Below are 18,359 nucleotides of genomic sequence, written 5' to 3'. Positions count from 1 at the left end.
CAAATCTGCCGCTCCTCGCCATGCCGTCATTGCGAGAAGCGAAGCGACGAAGCAATCCAGGGAGACCGGGTGAGACCTTTGACCCAGTCCACCTGGATTGCTTCGCTTCGCTCGCAATGACGATTCGGCTTGACGGAAACTGGCTACAACCTCTGGCGGATCACTGATGTCGAACGGCGCTGTTTCCACCCCCGGGACCTTGCCGAAAGGCCGCTCCTTCGCAGGTCTCTCACCCAGCCTGATCGGCTTCGGCGGCGCGCCGCTCGGCGATCTCTACGGTCATCTCGACGAGGTGACGGCGCAGGGTACAGTCCGCGCCGCCTTGGCCGCCGGCATCAACCTCGTCGACACCTCGCCGCTCTATGGCCACGGCCTCTCCGAACATCGCATCGGCGCGGCGCTGCGCGGCGTGCCGCGCGAGAGCGTCATCGTCTCCACCAAGGTGGGTCGCTGGATGCAGGCCGGCCAGCCGAAAGGCGACGGCTCGGGCTATGCCGGCGGCCTGCCGCACCCCGCGGTGATCGACTATTCCTATGACGGCGCGATGCGCTCCTTCGAGCAGTCCCTGCTCCGGCTCGGTACCGACCATATCGACATCCTGCTGATCCACGATGTCGATGTCTGGACCCATGGCGACAGGATGGAACAGCGCTTCACGGAGGCCATGGACGGCGCCTACCGCGCTCTGGACAGGCTGCGCGCCTCCGGGGCGGTCAAGGCGATCGGTGTCGGCGTCAACGAGGCCGAGATGTGCGCGCGCTTCGCGCGATCAGGCGATTTCGACGTGATGATGCTCGCCGGCCGCTACTCGCTGCTGGAGCAGGGCGCGCTGACGGAGTTCCTGCCGCTGGCGCTCGAGAAGAAGATCGCGGTGATGTTAGCCGGGGTCTTCAACTCCGGCATCCTCGCGACCGGTGCAAAGCCCGGCGCCTACTACAACTACAAGCCGGCGCCGCCGGAGATCCTGGCCCGCGTCGCCCGGATCGAGGCGGTCTGCGCCGCCCATGGTGTTGCGCTGCCTCAGGCGGCGCTCGCCTTCTGCGCCGCCCATCCGGCGGTGGCGACGATCGTGCTCGGCGCCGTCACGCCGCAGGAGGTCGCTGGTAATCTCGACCTCGTTGCGCGGCCGGTGCCGGCCGCGCTCTGGCGTGATCTCAAGGCGCAGGGCCTGCTCGCCGACGGGGCGCCGGTCCCCGAGGCCTGAGCCTTACGCGGCCGGCGCGCCGGTTGAACCGAGATAGTCGACCGCGCAGGCGACGTGCAGCTTCATCACCGCGATGGCTTCGTCGATGGTGACGTGCTCCTCGTCTGTGCCCATGCTGATCGGGGAGGGGCCGCAGATCAGCGCCGGGACGCCCCGCCAACGCCAGTAGCGGGTGTCAGTGCCCCCCAGGCTCGACACCGGCGGCGCGTCATGGCCGAGCAGCTCGCGGATGTTGCCGCGCAGGATATTGGCCATCTCGCTGAAGGGATCGGTGAGGCTCGCCGGGTAGCTGTGGTCCTCATTGACGACCATCTCGCAATCGGCCTCGCGGGCGAGCGCTTCGAGATCGGCGCGGATCGCATCGCGGTCGGAGCCGATCGGGATGCGCATGTCCAAATGGGCGATGCAATGCGTCGGGATCTGCGTCGCCTTCTGCCCGCCTTGCAGGATGCCGACATTGACGGTGATGCGCCGGGCGACATCGCCCGCGCCCTTGCCGAGATTGAGGTCGGCCGCCGCGATCGTCTCCGCTGAGGTCAGCACCGCGTCGATCTCCGGCGGCAGCGCCGCGAGCTTGAGATGGTAGCGATCATAGATCGCGGTCACGAGCCGGCTCACATCCGCGATCGGGTTGCGTGCGCGATGGGCGTAGCCGCCATGGCCGCCGATGCTCTTGGCCGAGAGCGAGAAGCGCAGCGTGCCCTTTTCGGTGAAGCGCAGATTGGCGAGGCCGCTCGGCTCGCCGTTGAGGCAGCAATCGGCCTCCATCTCGTCGCCGAATTCGTCGAACAGATATTTGGTGCCGTAGCGCCCGCCCGACTGCTCGTCCGAGACCACGGTCAGGGACAGCGCGCCGCTCAGCTTCTCGCGATGGGGATAGAGCTGGCAATAGGCGAGGATCGAGGCGAGCGTCCCGGTCTTCATGTCGGAGGCGCCGCGGCCCATGATCTTGCCGTCAACGATCTCGGCTTCCCAGAGCTTCTCGTTGGTGACCGGGAAGATGTCCATATGGCCGTTGAGGATGAGATGGCGGCCGGGATTGCCGGCCTCCCAGCGGCCGATGATGTTCGGCATCTCCGGCACGAAGGCCTCCGTGCGATGCGGCACGCCGGCCGCGTCGAGAAGTTCGCGGACGAAGGCGGCGGCCTCGCGCGTGTCGCCCGGCGGGTTGACGCTCTTGATGCGCAGGAAGCGGCGCAGCAGTTCGACGATCTCGTCGCGACGCGCATCGATCGCCTGAAGCAACTCGGCCTTCAGGGCGGCGGTATCCTTGGACATGACTCGATCTTCTTGGTCGGCGTTTCGAAAGGGGCTGAGAGGTGCTCAGGCGCGGGCGAGCAGCGACATCGGGCGAGTCAGCTCGGTCTTCTCCAGCCGGGCTGCGACGCAATAGGCGGGGTTGAAGACGTTCGCGATGTCGTAGCGCACCGCCTGCCCGAGCAGATGGCTCGCCTCTACCGGATCGACACCGAGATCCTCGCCGACCCAGCGCAGCAGTTCCGTCGTGGCGAATTGCAGGGGCTGGTCGAGCGGGCGCCCGGCGGCAATCACCAGCAGGTCGGTTTCAGTCTCGCAGCGCGGCCAGCGCAGGCCGAGCTTCTTCACGAGCTTCACCGAGAATTCGACCTCAAACGAGGTCTCGACGCCGGTGCCGGCGATCTCGCCATCGCCCTGGCAGGCATGGCCGTCGCCGAGGAAGAACAGCGCGCCGTCCGCGAAGACCGGGAAGGCGATGGTCGCGCCCGGCCCGAACAGCCGGTAGTCCATGTTGCCGCCATAGGCGCCGCTTGTCGCGGTCGAGATCGCCTGGCCGCGCTCCGGCGCCACGCCGAAGCAGCCGAGCATCGGGGCGAGCGGGAAGCTCCAGTCCTTGATACGGGCGGAGGGCTCCAGCAGCTTCACCGTGCCGGCCTCGGCATCGACAGCCCACTCGTAGCGCTCGCGCTTCGGCAATTCGTGCAGCATCCCGGGGTCGAGCACGCCCGGCGCCAGCGGCGAATAGGTCCAGCCGGTCTTCCGGTTCGGTGTCATCCGCTCGATGGTGACGAGGAGAGCATCGCCCGGCTCGGCGCCGGTGACGAAGAACGGACCGGTCATCGGGTTGCCGCGCGGGGCGTGCTGCTCGCCATCGCTGCCGAAGCCGGCGGCGTCGAGCGTGGTGGTGACGACGCTGTCGCCGCTGGCGATCTCCAGAACCGGCGGCAGGGTGCCGATCACGTTCGAATAGCGGGTCGGGACGAAGTGATGGCGCGCCATGAAAGCCTTCCGGAGCAGGTTCGCGTCGATATCGTGGCCGGGGGCGTCGACCGCCTGGCGCACCGGACCGTAGGGGCTCGCCGGTCGCGTGAGAAGCGCTCGCCGGCGAAGGGGCGCCCTGCGTCAGGCTCGCGTGCCGTTGCCGGCTGTCAGGAGCGCAGGGCTCCGCTTGCGAAGGTCTCAGTCTCTCAAGCCCTGGATGATCGGGCTTCGATAGGAAATCGCCGCCGGCAGCAGCGCGAGCAGGCTTCCCACGACGCAGAGCAGGCCCGCCTGCGTGAGCTCGCCCGCGCCGATCGCAGGCGAGAGCGAAAGCCCGGTGCGGGCCGCGACGAGGCCCGAGATCGCATGGGTCGCGATCACGCCGAGCAGCAGCCCGGCGAGGCAGCCCGCGGCGATCAGGACGATCGTGCCGATCCAGGTCACCAGCAGCACGTAGGAACGCGGGGCGCCGAGCGCTCTGAGCGTGGCATAGCGCCGACGGCGCAACCCGTTCACGGCGATCAGGAGAAGCACGACGCTGGCGAGGATCAGCACCGCGTTGGAAGCGGAGGCGACGACGAGGATGTCCCGCATGTCGCCGAGCGCGCCGTAGAGCGAGACCAGCACCTCGGCAGGGAAGAAGGCCATGGTTCCGCCCTGCCGGTATTGCGCGCGCAGGGCATAGGCGCCGGCTACGCTTTTGGGCTTCACCACGATCGCCGGAACGCCGGGCACGCGCTTGGCGTCGAAGGGCGGGCCGATCCGCGCTTCCTCTGGACGGCGACCGTCGTTGATGTTCGAGCCGGCTTGCCAGAACGGGGAATCGCTCCGGGCTTCCTCAGTGGCATGGCCGTTGCCGAGGCCGTGGATTTCCCAGACGCTCTCGATCGGCACGAGGATAGCGCGGTCCCAGGGAGAGCCGAGCCGCGGCAGCCGGCCGACGGCCGTGTAGCCATGGCCTTCATGCTTATGGCCTAGTTCCTCCTCGTCGACCTGGCCGGGTTTGGGCGCGTGGCCGGCGACGCCGTGGGAGGGCTCGATCGTGTCACCCAGCCGGTAGACGACATCGGCGCCCAGCACGGCCTCGCCCTCCGCAGAGAAGAGCCGGCCTTCGCTCGTCTTGATCCGGCCCCAGCGACCCGCGAAATCGGTCGTCGTGCCGATGACGGGATAGCCGCGGCTGACGTCGCCGAAGGCGACCGGGGCGAAGTTCCCGACGCGCTCGTCCTGCGCGAGCGCCTTGAGAACCTGCCCGTCGACCAGCGGCAGCGCTTCGAGCTGCAGGTAGACGGCCGACATCAGCAACTGCGTCTGGCTGCCGGGCGCGCCGATGATCAGGTCGAAATCGTCGGCAGCCCTGGCCGAACCCTGCCGCAGCGCCCGCTCCTGTGCGCCGATCGCGATCCCGGTGGCGACCGCGAGCGCGACCAGCAGCATGATGGCTGGCGCGGTCCAGCGCAGAGCCCGCAGGTCAGCGAGCACCATCGGCCAGGGGTTCATGCCGCGTGTCCCATCCTGAGATCGAGCCGCTGCGCCAGCCGGGCGAGCAGGCGCGGGTCATGCGAAGCGCAGATCAGGGTGGCGCCGCTCTCCTGCGCAGTCTCTGCGAGCAGGTCCGAGACGCCGTCGGCGTGATCGGCGTCGAGGCTGGCGGTCGGTTCGTCGGCCAGGATCAGGCGCGGAGCGTTGAAAAGCGCGCGGGCGATCGCGACGCGCTGCTGCTCGCCGCGCGAGAGAACCGCTGCCCTCCGGTGAGGGTCCTTCAGCCCGACGCGGGATGCCAGCGCGATCGCGCGTTCGCGGCCGGACGTGCCCAGGCGCCAGGAGGAGAAGCTCGCAGGCAAGGCGATGTTGCCGGCGACATCGAGCTCCGGCACCAGATGGAAATCCTGGAAGACGAAGCCGAGGGTTTGCCTGCGCCAGCGGTCGCGCTGCGCTTCCGGCAAGCCGGAGACCTCGGTGCCGCCCCAGCGTACCGAGCCGGTGCCCGGACGCAGGAGGCCGGCGATCAGGTGAAGCAGCGTTGACTTGCCGCAGCCGGACGGGCCGCTGATGCCGAGCGCGGCGCCGGGCTCGATCACCAGTGCGGGAATATCGAGAACGCGGAAGGGCCGTCCATCGCCGTCGCGATGATCCAGTGCGATATCCGCGAGAACGAGCCGCTGCGCGCTCTCCTCAGGCGAGGGAGAAGCCGGCATCGGCAATCCTGATCTGGCTGACGAAGCCGGTCTCCGCATCGGTCGCCGAGCCGATCTCCAGCCGCCCGCTCACCACGACCTTGCGGCCGGCGCTGACCATCGCCGTCTCGCTCTTCATGAACACGACGACGATATCGACGGGCCAGTCGGCATCGGACTGGCAGAACGGGCAGATGGCGAGCGGCTCGCGCGTCAGCACGAAGAAGTGGCTTTCCGGCTTCAGCGGCGGCGCCATGTAGCCGACCATGCGCACGCCCTTGCCGCGCAGGGCCGTGACCCGGTCGGAGAACTGGAAGCCCAGAACCCCGAAAGACTTGTAGAGCCCGTCGAAGGAGATCGACTGGATCTCGGCGGCGGCGCGGGCCTGCCGGCCAAGGCTCGCCGCTGCGAGGCCGAGCACGGCCCCGCGGCGGGTGATGGTCGCAATGGGGTTTCGCCGGCGCATGGATGCCTCCGTAGCCCCGATCATCGGTTCACTTGCCGCCGAGCGCCAGCGCTTCGGACATGACGCGGAACACGAAGGTGTTGGGCTTGTGGCCGCGGAAGCGCTCCGCGCCGGGGCCCATCGCCGTCAGGATGACGTCGTCGGCCGAGTGGACGCCGCTATTGGCGTCGAGGGGGAGATTGCCGACCTTGCGCGTGGCGAGCGGGCCCGTGCAGTCCTTCTCGTTGGCGATATTGGCCTTGCCGTCGGGGCCCTTCACGGCCGGAACGCGCTCGCCATCCATGGTGGGGCGGCCGGTGTCGCAGGTGTCGGGATAGGAGCCGTAGACCACAGCGAGCCGGCGCGAGGTGTCGACATTGGTGGGATAGCCTTCGGCATCGAGCGGGCCGTAGTTCGGCGGCACGGAGTCGGCGTAGACGCCGAGCTTGTCGCGCAGCTGCTGGCCGGGGCGCTCGTCGTCATAGGTGCCGATGATCGAGATCGGATGGGCGTGGTCGGGTACGACGATGATCAGCGTGTCGTTGCGGTCCCCGGCGAAGTCCTTGGCGACCTTGACCGCGTTGTCGAGCATGATCGTGTCGAAGACCGAGCGCTCCCAGTCGAGGGAGTGGCTGTACTTGTCGATACGGGCGGATTCGACCATCAGCAGGAAGCCGTCGGGATTGCCCTTCAGCATGTCGATGGCGGCCTTGGTCTGCTCGACGACATCCGGCTGGTCCGGGAATTTCGAGACCGTGCCCTTCTTGGTGACGCGCAGGTCGAAGGCGCCGTCGATATTGCCGGTGTTGTAGAGGCCGAGCAGCTTCTTCTGGCCCGCGGCGACGGCCGCGTTCATCTCGGTCTTGGTGGTGGCGAGGGTGTAGCCGGCGTCCTTGAACTTCGCGATGAAGTCCTGCTCGTCGGTGCGCTTGGAGCCCGGCGTCGCCTTCGACAGGAAGTTCGGCGAACCGCCGCCCATGATTACGTCGGGCTTCACATCGAAGAACATCTTGACGATGTCGTTGAAGTCCGAGCGGCGGCGGGTGTGGGCGACCATGGAGGCCGGGGTCGCGTCCTCGATCTCGGAATTGGTGACGACGCCGACGGCCATGCCGGTGCGGCGCTTGGCGAGCTCGGCAATGGTCTCGACCTTCGGATGGTCGAGGGTCAGGGCGTTCTTGGCGCAGTAGACGCCGAGCGCGTTGACGCAGGATTTGTGGCCGGTGGTGTAGGCATGGGCGGCATTGGCGCTGTCGGTGACGATCGAGTCGGTGCCGGAGGTCGAGATCAGCGCCATGTTGGACATGTCATCCATGGCGAGCTCGCCATCGTATTTGCCTTCCTTCCAGCCCTTGGAGAGGATGCGGGCGGCGGTACGGTTGGCGACCGACATGCCGTCGCCGATGAACAGGATGACGTTCCTGGCGCGGCGCGGCTGGGCGGTGGCGAAGACATCCCAGTTCACGGTCGCCTTGTTGCCGCCCTGCGTGGCTTCCACCACATAGCGGCCGGCCGGCAGCGAAGCGCCGCGCAGCCACAGCGCCGAGTGCTTCTGGCCTTCCTCGCTCTGGATGAAGTTGGTCGGACGGCCGAAGATTTCGGCGGCAGGCTTGCCGTTGACGGTGACGTTCACGTCGGCGGAGGTCGGCGCGTTCGGGAATTCGACCTTGAAGTCGAACCGCGAGCCCTCGAGGATCTCGGCACGGTCGATCGGATAGATGGTCTGCGCAACGGCGGACCCTCCCGCTACGCCCGCGGCGATGACCGCCGCCAGCCAGTGATATGCGCGCATTGTGGTTCTCCGCCAAGGCTCGTGCCTGCGGCCCCCCGCCTAAGTCCGGAATGTGACAGTTTAATCAAACTGGCGAACTGGCCGGCGCGATTTGAGGAGCCGTCGATCGCCCGGCCTCAAGGCCCGGCAGCGCCAGGGCGGGGCCTGTGTTCCATTGGCGTTGCAGACAATTTTAAGGAAAAAGCGGCCCCGGTCTTAGGGGAAGCGAGTCATGCTGCCGGTTGTTCACCGAGGAGAAGGCATGGATATCTTCAGCATGTTGGGCCTAATCAGCTTCGCCGCGCTGGCTTACGCATTCAAGCTGGCGACGGAGAGCGTGACCTAAGTATCGGGCAGCCGGGTCTGGCGCGGTCGAGCGGATGCAGGTAAGGAATCATTTACCTTACGTTGCGCCAGGCCGCCAAGATGATCGACATTGCTCTCAACCTCCTCGGCATTGTTGCGTTCAGCCTGCTCGGCTACGCGATGCTCATGGCGGTCAGAGGCCCGAAGGCCGAAGCTTGAAGCGGAATGGCGCGCCAGCCGTTCGCTTTTCTTTTTCTTTCCTTGAATGGCCGGGCGGGAGCCTTTGCGCCGGGAGCGCACGATCGCGATCAGTGCGGGTCGTGATTTGATCGGCCTTTGCCTTCGTCCGCGAGCGCGACGGGGATCGTGACGCCGAGGCGGCGAGCGCGGCTTTTGAGTGCCTCGAGCGTTTCCGCTCCCAGAGCGCAGAAACCGTCGAAACGGCTCCGCGCTTGCGCCGCGCGATCGCCCGGAAGCCGTACGGGGCTTCCCCCGGGAGCTGTCCGCGAGCTCCGGATCCGATCGGAAAATCCGGAAGCCGCCGCCTCGAATTCCGCAATCGGCCGCATTCCTTCGATCTGGATCGCCATGAACAGGTTCGCGCTTGCATAGGGGCGGGCGGCATCGCCGTAGAGCGGCTGCACGGCCTCGCCGATGGCGCCGGCCGACAAGCCGCCAGCCAGAAGATCGATCATGACGGCGAGCCCAAAGCCCTTGGCCCCCGCGGCAGGCAGGAGCGTACCCCGCAGCGCCTCGAATGCGTCCCGTGTCGGCTCGCCTTGCGCCGTTTGCGCCCAGCCTTCCGGAATCGGCTCGCCCTTGCTTGCGGCCAGCCTGATCTTGCCCATCGCGCCGGCGCTCATCGCGAAATCCAGCGCGATGGGCTCGCCGCCGGTCGGGACCGCGATCGCCAGCGGGTTGTTGCCGACGACGGCTTCGACACCGCCGGGCGCGGGCAGCATCGGCCGCGTATTGGCCATGACGATGCCGATCTGTCCGGTCAGCGCGATCTTCCGCGCGAAGCGGCCGGCGGCGCCGAAATGGAAGGCGTTGCGGACGGCCACCACCGCAACGCCATGCGCGGCGGCTCGGGCCGTCGCGATCTCGCAGGCCCGCTCGGCCGTGACCTGCCCCAGCCCGTTCCCGGCATCGATCGTCAGGCGCGAGCCCAGATCCGCGACGATCTCGCCCCTCGCGCGCGGATCGACGGAGCCTCCTGCGATCCGGTCCAGATACATCGGCAGATGCAGCAAGCCGTGCGAGGCCAGTCCCTCGATATCCGCGTCGACGAGAGCTTCGGCCACCACGGCCGCATTGTCGGGCGGCGCCCCGGCCGCTTCGAGCAGCGCGACGGCGAAGCCCTTCAGGATTTCCGCAGGGTAGACATCCGAAACCGACATCGGCTCCCCTCGATGCAGCACGCCCGGCGCGATGACCGGGCGTACGAGGCACTTTTCAAACCCCGGCGGAGCCGGGTCGGGACGATCTCGCTTAGCGCGCCGGGGGAGCGTATTGCAGGCCGCCGGCGGTCCAGAGCTTGTTGAGGCCGCGCCCGATGCCGAGCTTCGAGCCGGCGCCGACATTGCGCTCGTAGACCTCGCCGTAATTGCCGACCTGCTTGACGATCTGCAGGGCCCAATCGGGCTTCAGCCCCATCGATTCACCGAAATTGCCGTTGCCGCCGAGCAGGCGCTGCACCTCGGGAGAGCCGGTGCGCTTCTGCTCGTCTGCATTGGCGGCGGTGACGCCGAGTTCCTCGGCATTGATCATGGCGTAAAGCGACCAGCGGACGATGCTGGTCCAGGTCTCGTCGCCCTGGCGCACGACCGGACCGAGCGGCTCCTTCGAGATCAGCTCCGGCAGGATGACGTATTCGGCCGGGTTGACCAGCTTGAGCCGGTAGGCGGAGAGCGCGGAGACGTCGTTGCTGAACACGTCGCAACGGCCGGATTCGAAGGCCTTGGCGACCTGGTCGCCGGCCTCGAAGGCGACGCCCTCGTATTTCATGCCGTTCGCCCGGAAATAATCGGCGATGTTGAGCTCCGTCGTGGTGCCCGTCGGCACGCAGACCGAGGCGCCGTTCAGGTCCTTGGCCGAGGCGATGTTCTGCGATTTGCGGACCATGAAGCCCTGCCCGTCGTAATAGGCGACGCCGACATAGCGCAGGCCCATCTGGGTATCGCGCGACAGGGTCCAGGTGGCCTGGCGGGACAGCATGTCGATCTCGCCGGTCTGCAGCGCGACAAAGCGGTCCTTCGGGCTGAGCGGGGTGTAGCGCACCTTCCCGGCGTCGCCGAGGACAGCGGCCGCGACCGCGCGGCAGATATCGACATCGAAGCCGCCCCAGCGCCCCTTCTCGTCGGGGACGGAGAAGCCGGCCACCCCCGGGCTGACGCCGCAGACCAGTTCGCCGCGGTTCCTGACGTTTTCGAGCGAACCGGCAGCGGCAGGCAGGGCGGAGGCGGCCAGGAGGCCGGCGATCAGCAGGAGGCGCTTCTTCATTTGGGATGGCCTTTCAGACGGTGGGATCCGCCGCTTCATTGAACCCGGCCCGATCCTGCCGCCTTTCTGACCCAGGGGCAGTTGCGCATTGGTGCATTTCGTCAAGTGAAACGAGACCAATTCCGGCCGCGTGCGGCTGCGGCGATGCCCATCATCGTGGCCATCGAAAACCGGCAGGTCGCATCATGCAGGCTCCCACACCGAACAGCTTCCGCCAGCGCCTTCTCGGCGGCGCCTTCCTGGCGGGGAGCTTCATCAAGACGCCGACCGCCCATGCGACCGAGATTCTCGGCTTCTGCGGCTACGACTTCATCGTCATCGACCAGGAACACGCGCCCTTCGACCGCAACGCCACGGATATCGCCTTGCTGGCCGCCCGTGCCGCCCGTATCGCCGGGGTCGTCCGCGTTCCCACGCTGGCGGCGGACGCCATCCTGTCGGTGCTCGACTGCGGCGCCGTCGGCGTCCTCGCCCCTCATATCGCTGATGTGGCCGATGCCGAGGCGCTCGTTGCCGCCTGCCGCTATCGCGGCGGCCGGCGCGGTTTCTCCGGTGTCACCCGCGCCGGCCGCTATGGCGGGTCGAAGATGTGGGACCTCGTCGATGCGTCCGACGCGGCCGTCGCTACCATCGCCATGATCGAGGACCCGTCGGCGCTGGAGCGGATCGACGCGATCCTCGCCGTCGAGGGGCTCGACGCCGTCTTCATCGGGCGCGGCGATCTCACCGTCGCCTTCGGCGCGCCCAGCCGCGACGCTCCGATCGTCCGCGACGCGGTGGACGCGATCTTCCGGGCGGCGAAGGCCGCCGGCAAACCGGTCTGCGTGATGACCGACAATGGCGAGGAATCGGCCGCCTTCGCCGACCGTGGCGCCAGCGCCTTCATCCTCTCCTCGGACCAGGGCTTCCTGCGCAAGGCCGCGAGCGACGCGCTCTCGCAAATGCAGGCAGCCCGGAGCCGCGTCGAGGCATCCGGCGCGCGATAGGAGAACCATTCGTGTCTAACTACCCTTCCAGCGATCCCCGTTCGCAATTGGCGGCGCAGCCCGCGGCCAAGGCTGCTCCGGTCAAGGCCTATGCCGGCGCCGACTACGCCCGCTTCTATGCGGAGGCACCGCAGCAGGCCGGCGATGGGTTCAGGACCTGGCTCGCGCGCGGCCAGAACTTCATCGTCGCCTATTCAGACGCCGAAACCGGAGCCGTACTGGAACGGGCATCGCAGCCCGACGAATACTGCCTGATCCTGCCCGAGAAGACGCTCAGTGCGACGGTCTCGGCCGGAGGCGAGACGGTCGAGGTAGCGGGCGGCTCGATCGCCTTCATCCCGCCGGGCGCATCGCGCATCACGACGACGGGCACAGGCCGCCTCATCCGCATCTTCTCCAGCGCCGCGCCCGATCTCGCGGCAGCCTGCTCCAACGCGGCCTCCTACGCGCAGCCCCACGCCAACGTCGCATTGCTGACGCCCTGGCCGGAACCATCAGGTGGCTGGAAGATCCGCGCCTACAGCCTGGATGCAGGGGGCGGTGAGGGGCGTTTCGGCCGCATCTTCCGCTGCACGACGCTGATGGTGAACATCCTCGACCCGCGGAGCGGCCTGCGCGACATCACGGCGCTCTCGCCGCATCACCACGATGATTTCGAGCAGGGCTCGCTCGTCATCGACGGCGGTTACATCCACGACATCCGCTGGCCCTGGACGCCCGACATGCGGATCTGGCGCGAGGACGAGCACGAGCTGATGGCGGCGCCCTCGCTCACCGTGATCCCGCCGCCGTCGATCCACACCTCGCGCTCGGTGCTGCCCGGGCTGAACCAGATGATCGACATCTTCTCCCCACCCCGCCTGGATTTCTCGCAGAAGCCCGGCTGGGTCATCAACGCCGCGGATTATCCGATGCCCGGCGAAACCGCGTGAGGGCCACGGACATGAACTCCTCTCCTGCGAATGCCGACGCGCGCAGCCGCCAGATCGCCGATCTCCTGGTCGGCGCCGTCGACCTTCACTGCCATAGTGGCCCGGCCGCCATGCCGCGCATCCTCGACCATCACGAGGCCATGCTGGACGCCGCCGAAGCCGGGTTTCGCGCCGTCGTCTACAAGGACCATTTCTACCTCGGCACGGCCCATGCGATCCTGCTTGAGAAGCTCGTGCCGGATACCGGCGTCAGGCTGTTTTCCGGCATCGCCCTCAACAATGCGTCGGGCGGCTTCAACCCGCATGCGGTCGACCATGCCATCAAGCTCGGCGGCAAGATCGTCTGGATGCCGACGCTCTCGGCCAAGAACCATATCGACGTGCTGGCTTCGGGGGCGGTGAAGACCTTTCCCAAGACCGCGCAGAAGATGCTCGATCCCGTCCCGCTCACGGCCTTCGGCTCCGACGGCAAGCTTCTGGACGAGGTCAAGCAGATCCTCGACCTGATCGCGGCCGGCGACATCATTCTCGCCGGCGGGCACCTTTCGACTGCCGAGCTCTTCGCGGTGTTCGAGGAGGCCAAGGCCCGCGGCGTGAAAAAGCTCCTGGTCAATCACCCGACCTACATGGTCAACAATTGCAGCGACGCGGAAATCCGCCATCTCGTTTCGCTCGGCGCGGTGATGGAGCATTCGATCTGCATGTTCGTCGAGGGCAAGTCGAAGAAGTTCGAGCCGCCGGAGCTGCGCCGCGTGATCGAGGTCGCCGGCGTCGAGAAGACGGTTCTCTGCTCCGATCTCGGGCTCGTCGGCTCGCCGCGTCCCGTCGATGGCTACCGCGAGATCGTCGGCCATCTGCTCGACCTGCAATTCACTGAAGCGGAAATCCGCCGGATGACCGGTGGGCATGCCGCTGAGCTGCTCGCGCTCGACGCCGCGGCATAAGGCGCGCTCGCTCTAGCTCCGAACCACGCCGTCATCCCGGGCTTGACCCGGGATCGATGCCGGAACGATTCAGGCATGGATCCCGGATCTCCGCTTCGCTGCGTCCGGGATGACACCAGTTAGAGTGAAACGAAAATCGGCCCGGGTTTCCCCGGGCCGCTCTGCTTCTTGGAGCAGGCTCTCGACACACCGTTCAATCGAGCGAGATCGCCGCGGCCTTGATCACATCGGCCCATCTGGCGATCTCCTGCGTCTGGGCGGTCCGCAGCGCCGCCGCATCGCCGCTGCGCGCACGCACGCCGATCACGCTGAGCTTCTCGCGCCCCTCCGCGCTTTCGACATAGGCCCGGGCGATCGCGGCGATCCGCGCCACGACCGGCTCGGGCAAACCCTTCGGGCCGACGAGCCCGAACCAGCCTGTCGCATTGACGCCCGGCAGCCCGGCCTCCGACAGCGTCGGCACCTCCGGCAGTTGCGGCGCCCGCTGGTCGCTGGTGACCGCGAGCCCGCGGATCGCGCCGCTTTTGACAAGCGGGATATAGGCCGGGATGAAGTCGATCGCGACATTCACGGTTCCGGCCAGCAGGTCGGTCGCGAGCGGCGCCGAGCCGCGATAGGGCACATGAGTCATCTGGAAACCGGCCTTGCGCTGGATCAGCTCGCCGGTGATGTGCCCCATCAGGCCGAAGCCGGGGCTGCCGAAAGTCAGCTTGCCCGGATTGGCCTTCCCATAGGCGACGAGCTCCGCGAAGGACGAAACCGGCAGCGAGGGATGCACCGCGACGATGCCCTGGACATCGCCCAGCAGCGCGATCGGCGTGAAATCGGCGAGCGGATCGAAGGGCATGGTCTTGTAGAGCAGCTTGTTGGTCGCGAGCGGCCCCGAGGACGAGAACAGCAGCGTGTAGCCGTCGGCGGCGGCCCGGACCACGCTGGTCGCGGCGATGTTGCCGCCGGCGCCGGTCTTGTTCTCGACGACGAAGCCTTGCCCCAATTCGCCGCGCAGCCGCTCCGCCAGAAGCCGGGCGACAACGTCGGTCGAGGCGCCGGCCGGGAAGGGGACGACGATATTGGTCGGACGGCTCGGCCAGGTGTCGGCGAAGGCCTGTCGCGGGCCGGCCAGAAGGCCCGCTCCGGCGACCGAGGCCATGAAATTGCGGCGTGAGAGCTGTCGCACCATCGAGATTTCCTCCGGAAAACGCCTCTTCGGACGTGTTGGCCGGAGACTAGGGGCGAGCGGCAGGCGGCCTGCGGAAAAGGCCGGCTATTTCTCCCCTTGAAACGCAACGCCCATGGATTGCGACAGGGCCTCCAACTGCGCCTCGATGCTGGCCGCCGCCTTCTTCAACGGGTGGATGATCCGCGCCTTGTCCTCGGGAGTGGCCACGGCCGAGCGGAAGAACGTGACGCCGAAGGTCGCGAGCAAGCGCTCGCCGAGCCTGATCGGCACCGCGATCGTCGTCGAATTGCGGGGCTCGGTCGAAGCGTCCCTCTCGGTATAGCCGCGCCAGCGGGCCTGGGCGATCAGCCGCTCGATATCCTCGTCCGTGAGGCTGCTGTTCTCGGGATCGGAGGAGGCGCGCATCGCCGCGAGCAGAACGGCGCGCTCCTCGTCCGGGCAGAAGGCGAGATAGGCGCGCCCGAGCGCCCGGCCACCCAGGCTCAGGCGGTAGCCGAGCGTGGCGTGGAAGGGAGAGATCGGGCTGTCCGGAATTGTGCTGAAGCGCACGATGACCGCGTCATAGTCGAGCAGGCACACGGCGCAGGGCCATTTGATCTGCCGTGTCAGCGCCGTAGCCCACGGGCGTGCCGCCTCGATCACCATCGGCGCGCCATGGAAGCCCGAGCTCAGATGCGCCACCTTCGAGGTGACGAGATAGCCGCGCACGCGCTCATCGCGCGTCACATAGCCGGCGTCGATCAGGGTTTCTAGCAGGCGCACGATGGTCGGCTTCGGCAGGCCGGTGCGGCGGTGCAACTCGCCGACGGTGGCCGCACTGCAGCGATTGACCTCGGTCAGCAGCCTGAGTGCCTTGAGGACGGATTGAACGGGCGCGAACGAGAACACTCTGCGGGTCCGGCGTGACGAAGACGAACGCCGACTCTAGAGTGGTTTTCGGCCCGACAGAACCGTCATTGCGAGCGTAGCGAAGCAATCCAGTGGACTGGGCTGAAGCCTCCCACCCAGTCCCCCTGGATTGCTTCGTCGCTTCGCTCCTCGCAATGACGGGTAGGGTTTCAACCCGATCAAAAGCCGCCATGGAGCCGAATGGGCTGCGCAGGACGCCGTCTTTCACGCACCCTAAAGGTTCAGGCCGGCATGGTCAGAACCACCTTGCCGATCTGCTCGCCCGCATCCATCAGCGCATGCGCATCGCGGACATCGCCCCAGTCGAAGGTCGCGCAGATATGGCTGCGGACCCTGCCGCTGGCGAGCAGCGGCCAGACCTGTTCGACCAGTTCGGCCGCGATCCGGCCTTTGTAGGCGGCATCGCGCGGCCTGAGCGTCGATCCGGTCAGGGTTAGCCGGCGGCGGACGATGTTGCGGACGTTCACCTCCGCCGTCTGGCCGAGATGGCTGGCGATCAGAACGACCCGCCCATCCGGCGCGAGCAACCCGAGCTGCTTTTCCGTATAGGGGCCGGCCTGCGAATCGAGCACCACATCGACCTTCTCCTTGCCGATCGCAGCCTCGATCTCCCCGACCCAGTCTGCCCGATAGTCGATGGCGAAATCGGCGCCGATCTCCAGGCTGACCGCGCGCTTCTCGGCCGAGCCGGCGGTCGCGATCACGCGCGCGCCGCGCAACTGCTTCGCAATCTGGATCGCGGCCATACCGACGCCGCTCGTTCCGCCCTGAACCAGCAGGGTTTCGCCCTCAGCCAGCCGGCCGAGCCAGATGACATTGTTCCAGGCGGTGAAGAACACCTCCGGCAGCGCGGCCGCCTCGGCGAAGGAGAATCCATCAGGCAAGGGCAGGCACTGCAAGGCCGGAACTGCACAGAGCTCGGCATAGCCGCCGCCATTGGCGAGCGCACAGACGGCATCGCCGACCTTGGGCCACGCAACCTCGGCACCAACCGCCTCGACCACGCCGGAAACGTCCAGCCCCGGAAGATCGGTCGCGCCGGGCGGCGGCGGATAGAGGCCGCGCCGCTGCTGGATGTCGGGACGGTTCACCCCGGCCGCGCGCACGCGGATCAGCACATCGGCCGGGCCGAGCTGCGGCAGCGGACGCTCGCCGAAGGCCAGGACCTCAGGGCCGCCCGGCCGGGTGATTTCGATCACTTTCATTGGGGTCTCTCTGTGTCGTCTGGAGAGGGGCGCAGCGACTGCAGGATCTCGGGCATCCGCTCGCGGGCCGAATTCATCAGGCGCTCATAGATCGAGTTGCCGTGAGCATCGATGGCGACGATGACCGGGCCGAAGCCGTCGAGCCGGATGCGGTTCAGCCGGAATTGCATGATGAGGTCGGTCCAGGCGCAATCCGTCACGGCCTGAACGCCCTGGCTCAGCAAAGCGGAAGCGCCGCCGACGAAGGAGAAATAGACGCAGCCCACCTCGCGCATCGCCGCAACACTTTCCGCTCCGAGCCCACCCTTGCCGCCGGTTGCGCTGAGTCCGAGCGTCCGGATCAGGGAGGGCATCAGGTGGTCGAAGCGGCTCGACGTGGTCGGATTGACGTAGTGGAGCGGGCCGGGGCCGGTCGCGGCCTCCTCATAGCTGACGCCCATGTGGAAGAAGGAGCCGCCACGCAGCGGCAGCGGCAGTTCGCGGCCGGCTTCGAGCTCGGAGACCATCCGCTTCTGCGTGGGCATGCCGACGGTCGCGACGGCGTCGCCGTCGAGCAGCACGACATCGCCGAGCTTCAGCGTCCGCGCGGCCTCGGGCGTCAATGGCAAGGTGATGCGCGGCAGGGACGGGCCCATCACTCGATCCGCTCCACCGTGCCGGAGTTGTAGATCCGGGCGCGCGTCCGCCGGTTGATCCAGCAGTTGAACGAAACCGCGACCGGTGTGAAGCCGTGGCCCGAGGCGTATTCGACATGGACGCCGAAGGTGGTCGTCGAACCGCCGACACCCATCGGGCCGAAGCCCATCTGGTTGACGGCGCGGGTCAGGCGCTCCTCCATATCCGCGACCATCGGCTCGGTATTGCGCTCGCCGAAGGGGCGCAAAGTCGCGTCCTTGGAGAGCTTGGCGGCGTGGTCGAAGGTTCCGCCGATGCCGACGCCGACGACGACCGGCGGGCAATGCTGTCCGCCCGCGCGCAGCACGAGTTCGAGGATGCAGCGCTCGATCTCCTCGAGGCTCGGGCTGACCAGTGTCTCGACCGCCGCCCAGCGCCCGCCGCCGAGCGCTTTCGGCGCGCAGGTGATGTCGAGATAGTCGACATCACCGACGAGCTCATAGGAAACCAGCGGCATGTCCTTGCCGTGATAGCTGCGTTCGTTGGTCAGCGGGTTGGTGACGAAGCGCAGGATCGGCGGCTGGATCGTCCGGACGAGATCGGCGAAGCCGTCGACGATGGCCTGGCGGATGTCGCCTTCCATGCGCACGCCGGAGCCGATCTTGATGGTGTAGCTGGGCACGCCGGCATCCGAACACAGGAACTTGCCGGTCTCTTCGGCACGCTCGGCGCTGTCGAGCATGAAGGCCAGCGTCTGCCGCGCCTGCGGCTCGGTTTCCGTCGCGAGGGCTTCGCGGAACGCGGCCTTCGAGGATTCCGGAATCCGGCGCAGCGACCAATCATAGAGATCGGCGGTGACTTCCTTGACCAGATCGTAGGTGATGGCCATGCGCTGCGCCCGTTTCGACGGCGCGAAACTAGCCGATCCCAGGGCGATGGCGGGCT

General features: G+C 67.5%; 17 protein-coding genes. 4 read left to right on the top strand and 13 right to left on the bottom strand.

Features of this window, described 5'->3' with window-relative positions:
* Positions 1–166 precede the first annotated feature (166 nt).
* Positions 167–1,204, top strand: coding sequence for an aldo/keto reductase (locus tag AB4Z10_RS24690; protein WP_441473055.1), 1,038 nt, complete (start codon positions 167–169; stop codon positions 1,202–1,204).
* A 3-nt stretch (positions 1,205–1,207) separates the two neighbouring features.
* Here the strand turns inward: AB4Z10_RS24690 and AB4Z10_RS24685 are convergent, their stop codons facing one another.
* From AB4Z10_RS24685 to AB4Z10_RS24650, 8 genes are all read right to left on the bottom strand, one after another.
* Positions 1,208–2,482 (bottom strand): M20/M25/M40 family metallo-hydrolase, encoded by a 1,275-nt coding sequence (locus AB4Z10_RS24685; protein WP_441473054.1) that lies wholly within the window; start codon positions 2,480–2,482, stop codon positions 1,208–1,210.
* Between the two features lie 45 nt (positions 2,483–2,527).
* Entirely contained in the window at positions 2,528–3,460 is a 933-nt protein-coding gene (locus tag AB4Z10_RS24680) for an acetamidase/formamidase family protein (RefSeq protein WP_441473053.1), read from the bottom strand.
* A 180-nt stretch (positions 3,461–3,640) separates the two neighbouring features.
* Positions 3,641–4,942, bottom strand: a complete 1,302-nt coding sequence (locus tag AB4Z10_RS24675) for an FtsX-like permease family protein (protein ID WP_441473052.1) — start codon at positions 4,940–4,942, stop codon at positions 3,641–3,643.
* Positions 4,939–5,640 carry an ABC transporter ATP-binding protein gene (locus AB4Z10_RS24670; protein ID WP_441473051.1) on the bottom strand — a complete coding sequence of 234 codons (702 nt, stop codon included), beginning with the start codon at positions 5,638–5,640 and terminating at the stop codon, positions 4,939–4,941. The genes AB4Z10_RS24675 and AB4Z10_RS24670 overlap by 4 nt, the downstream gene beginning before the upstream one ends.
* The gene (locus AB4Z10_RS24665) at positions 5,618–6,085 is read right to left on the bottom strand and encodes a hypothetical protein (protein WP_441473050.1); all 468 of its coding nucleotides are present in this window, start codon (positions 6,083–6,085) and stop codon (positions 5,618–5,620) included. Before AB4Z10_RS24665 ends, AB4Z10_RS24670 begins: the two co-directional genes overlap by 23 nt.
* 28 nt (positions 6,086–6,113) lie before the next feature.
* Complete coding sequence (locus tag AB4Z10_RS24660) at positions 6,114–7,856, bottom strand: alkaline phosphatase (RefSeq protein ID WP_441473049.1); 1,743 nt, start codon at positions 7,854–7,856, stop codon at positions 6,114–6,116.
* Between the two features lie 593 nt (positions 7,857–8,449).
* Positions 8,450–9,541, bottom strand: coding sequence for an Ldh family oxidoreductase (locus tag AB4Z10_RS24655; protein WP_441473048.1), 1,092 nt, complete (start codon positions 9,539–9,541; stop codon positions 8,450–8,452).
* 91 nt (positions 9,542–9,632) lie between these two features.
* Complete coding sequence (locus AB4Z10_RS24650; RefSeq protein WP_441473047.1) at positions 9,633–10,643, bottom strand: amino acid ABC transporter substrate-binding protein; 1,011 nt, start codon at positions 10,641–10,643, stop codon at positions 9,633–9,635.
* A gap of 185 nt (positions 10,644–10,828) precedes the next feature.
* On the opposite strand from AB4Z10_RS24650, the gene AB4Z10_RS24645 reads away from it, so the two are divergent.
* Genes AB4Z10_RS24645 through AB4Z10_RS24635 form a run of 3 tightly spaced genes read left to right on the top strand, consistent with a single transcriptional unit; the run spans position 10,829 to position 13,505 of the window.
* Positions 10,829–11,629: an HpcH/HpaI aldolase family protein gene (locus tag AB4Z10_RS24645; RefSeq protein WP_441473046.1), complete on the top strand. Its 801-nt coding sequence runs from the start codon at positions 10,829–10,831 to the stop codon at positions 11,627–11,629.
* 11 nt (positions 11,630–11,640) lie between these two features.
* Entirely contained in the window at positions 11,641–12,561 is a 921-nt protein-coding gene (locus tag AB4Z10_RS24640; protein WP_441473045.1) for a cupin domain-containing protein, read from the top strand.
* An 11-nt stretch (positions 12,562–12,572) separates the two neighbouring features.
* Positions 12,573–13,505: a DUF6282 family protein gene (locus AB4Z10_RS24635; RefSeq protein ID WP_441473044.1), complete on the top strand. Its 933-nt coding sequence runs from the start codon at positions 12,573–12,575 to the stop codon at positions 13,503–13,505.
* 193 nt (positions 13,506–13,698) lie between these two features.
* Here AB4Z10_RS24635 and AB4Z10_RS24630 read toward each other — a convergent pair whose 3' ends face one another.
* The 5 genes from AB4Z10_RS24630 to AB4Z10_RS24610 form a co-directional block, all read right to left on the bottom strand.
* Positions 13,699–14,685 (bottom strand): Bug family tripartite tricarboxylate transporter substrate binding protein, encoded by a 987-nt coding sequence (locus AB4Z10_RS24630; protein WP_441473043.1) that lies wholly within the window; start codon positions 14,683–14,685, stop codon positions 13,699–13,701.
* Positions 14,686–14,769: 84 nt separating this feature from the next.
* Complete coding sequence (locus tag AB4Z10_RS24625; protein WP_441473042.1) at positions 14,770–15,573, bottom strand: DNA-binding transcriptional regulator; 804 nt, start codon at positions 15,571–15,573, stop codon at positions 14,770–14,772.
* Positions 15,574–15,815: 242 nt separating this feature from the next.
* Positions 15,816–16,799: an NAD(P)H-quinone oxidoreductase gene (locus tag AB4Z10_RS24620; RefSeq protein ID WP_441473041.1), complete on the bottom strand. Its 984-nt coding sequence runs from the start codon at positions 16,797–16,799 to the stop codon at positions 15,816–15,818.
* Positions 16,796–17,434 (bottom strand): fumarate hydratase C-terminal domain-containing protein, encoded by a 639-nt coding sequence (locus AB4Z10_RS24615; protein ID WP_441473040.1) that lies wholly within the window; start codon positions 17,432–17,434, stop codon positions 16,796–16,798. The genes AB4Z10_RS24620 and AB4Z10_RS24615 overlap by 4 nt, the downstream gene beginning before the upstream one ends.
* Positions 17,434–18,303, bottom strand: a complete 870-nt coding sequence (locus AB4Z10_RS24610) for a fumarate hydratase (RefSeq protein ID WP_441473039.1) — start codon at positions 18,301–18,303, stop codon at positions 17,434–17,436. Before AB4Z10_RS24610 ends, AB4Z10_RS24615 begins: the two co-directional genes overlap by 1 nt.
* Positions 18,304–18,359: the final 56 nt, after the last annotated feature.

Origin of the sequence: Allobosea sp. RAF48, from assembly GCF_052114025.1 — a bacterium.
Classification (GTDB): Bacteria; Pseudomonadota; Alphaproteobacteria; order Rhizobiales; family Beijerinckiaceae; genus Allobosea.
This window is presented reverse-complemented; position numbering and strand designations above follow the sequence as displayed.

Excerpts from the sequence above, each read along its gene's own strand:
- AB4Z10_RS24645 (WP_441473046.1), top strand. The coding sequence starts at position 10,829 with ATGCAGGCTCCCACACCGAACAGCTTCCGCCAGCGCCTTCTCGGCGGC.
- AB4Z10_RS24655 (WP_441473048.1), bottom strand. The coding sequence starts at position 9,541 with ATGTCGGTTTCGGATGTCTACCCTGCGGAAATCCTGAAGGGCTTCGCC.
- AB4Z10_RS24670 (WP_441473051.1), bottom strand. The coding sequence starts at position 5,640 with ATGCCGGCTTCTCCCTCGCCTGAGGAGAGCGCGCAGCGGCTCGTTCTC.
- AB4Z10_RS24620 (WP_441473041.1), bottom strand. The coding sequence starts at position 16,799 with ATGAAAGTGATCGAAATCACCCGGCCGGGCGGCCCTGAGGTCCTGGCC.
- AB4Z10_RS24610 (WP_441473039.1), bottom strand. The coding sequence starts at position 18,303 with ATGGCCATCACCTACGATCTGGTCAAGGAAGTCACCGCCGATCTCTAT.
- AB4Z10_RS24675 (WP_441473052.1), bottom strand. The coding sequence starts at position 4,942 with ATGAACCCCTGGCCGATGGTGCTCGCTGACCTGCGGGCTCTGCGCTGG.
- AB4Z10_RS24685 (WP_441473054.1), bottom strand. The coding sequence starts at position 2,482 with ATGTCCAAGGATACCGCCGCCCTGAAGGCCGAGTTGCTTCAGGCGATC.
- AB4Z10_RS24635 (WP_441473044.1), top strand. The coding sequence starts at position 12,573 with ATGAACTCCTCTCCTGCGAATGCCGACGCGCGCAGCCGCCAGATCGCC.
- AB4Z10_RS24680 (WP_441473053.1), bottom strand. The coding sequence starts at position 3,460 with ATGGCGCGCCATCACTTCGTCCCGACCCGCTATTCGAACGTGATCGGC.
- AB4Z10_RS24665 (WP_441473050.1), bottom strand. The coding sequence starts at position 6,085 with ATGCGCCGGCGAAACCCCATTGCGACCATCACCCGCCGCGGGGCCGTG.
- AB4Z10_RS24615 (WP_441473040.1), bottom strand. The coding sequence starts at position 17,434 with ATGGGCCCGTCCCTGCCGCGCATCACCTTGCCATTGACGCCCGAGGCC.
- AB4Z10_RS24630 (WP_441473043.1), bottom strand. The coding sequence starts at position 14,685 with ATGGTGCGACAGCTCTCACGCCGCAATTTCATGGCCTCGGTCGCCGGA.
- AB4Z10_RS24650 (WP_441473047.1), bottom strand. The coding sequence starts at position 10,643 with ATGAAGAAGCGCCTCCTGCTGATCGCCGGCCTCCTGGCCGCCTCCGCC.
- AB4Z10_RS24660 (WP_441473049.1), bottom strand. The coding sequence starts at position 7,856 with ATGCGCGCATATCACTGGCTGGCGGCGGTCATCGCCGCGGGCGTAGCG.
- AB4Z10_RS24690 (WP_441473055.1), top strand. The coding sequence starts at position 167 with ATGTCGAACGGCGCTGTTTCCACCCCCGGGACCTTGCCGAAAGGCCGC.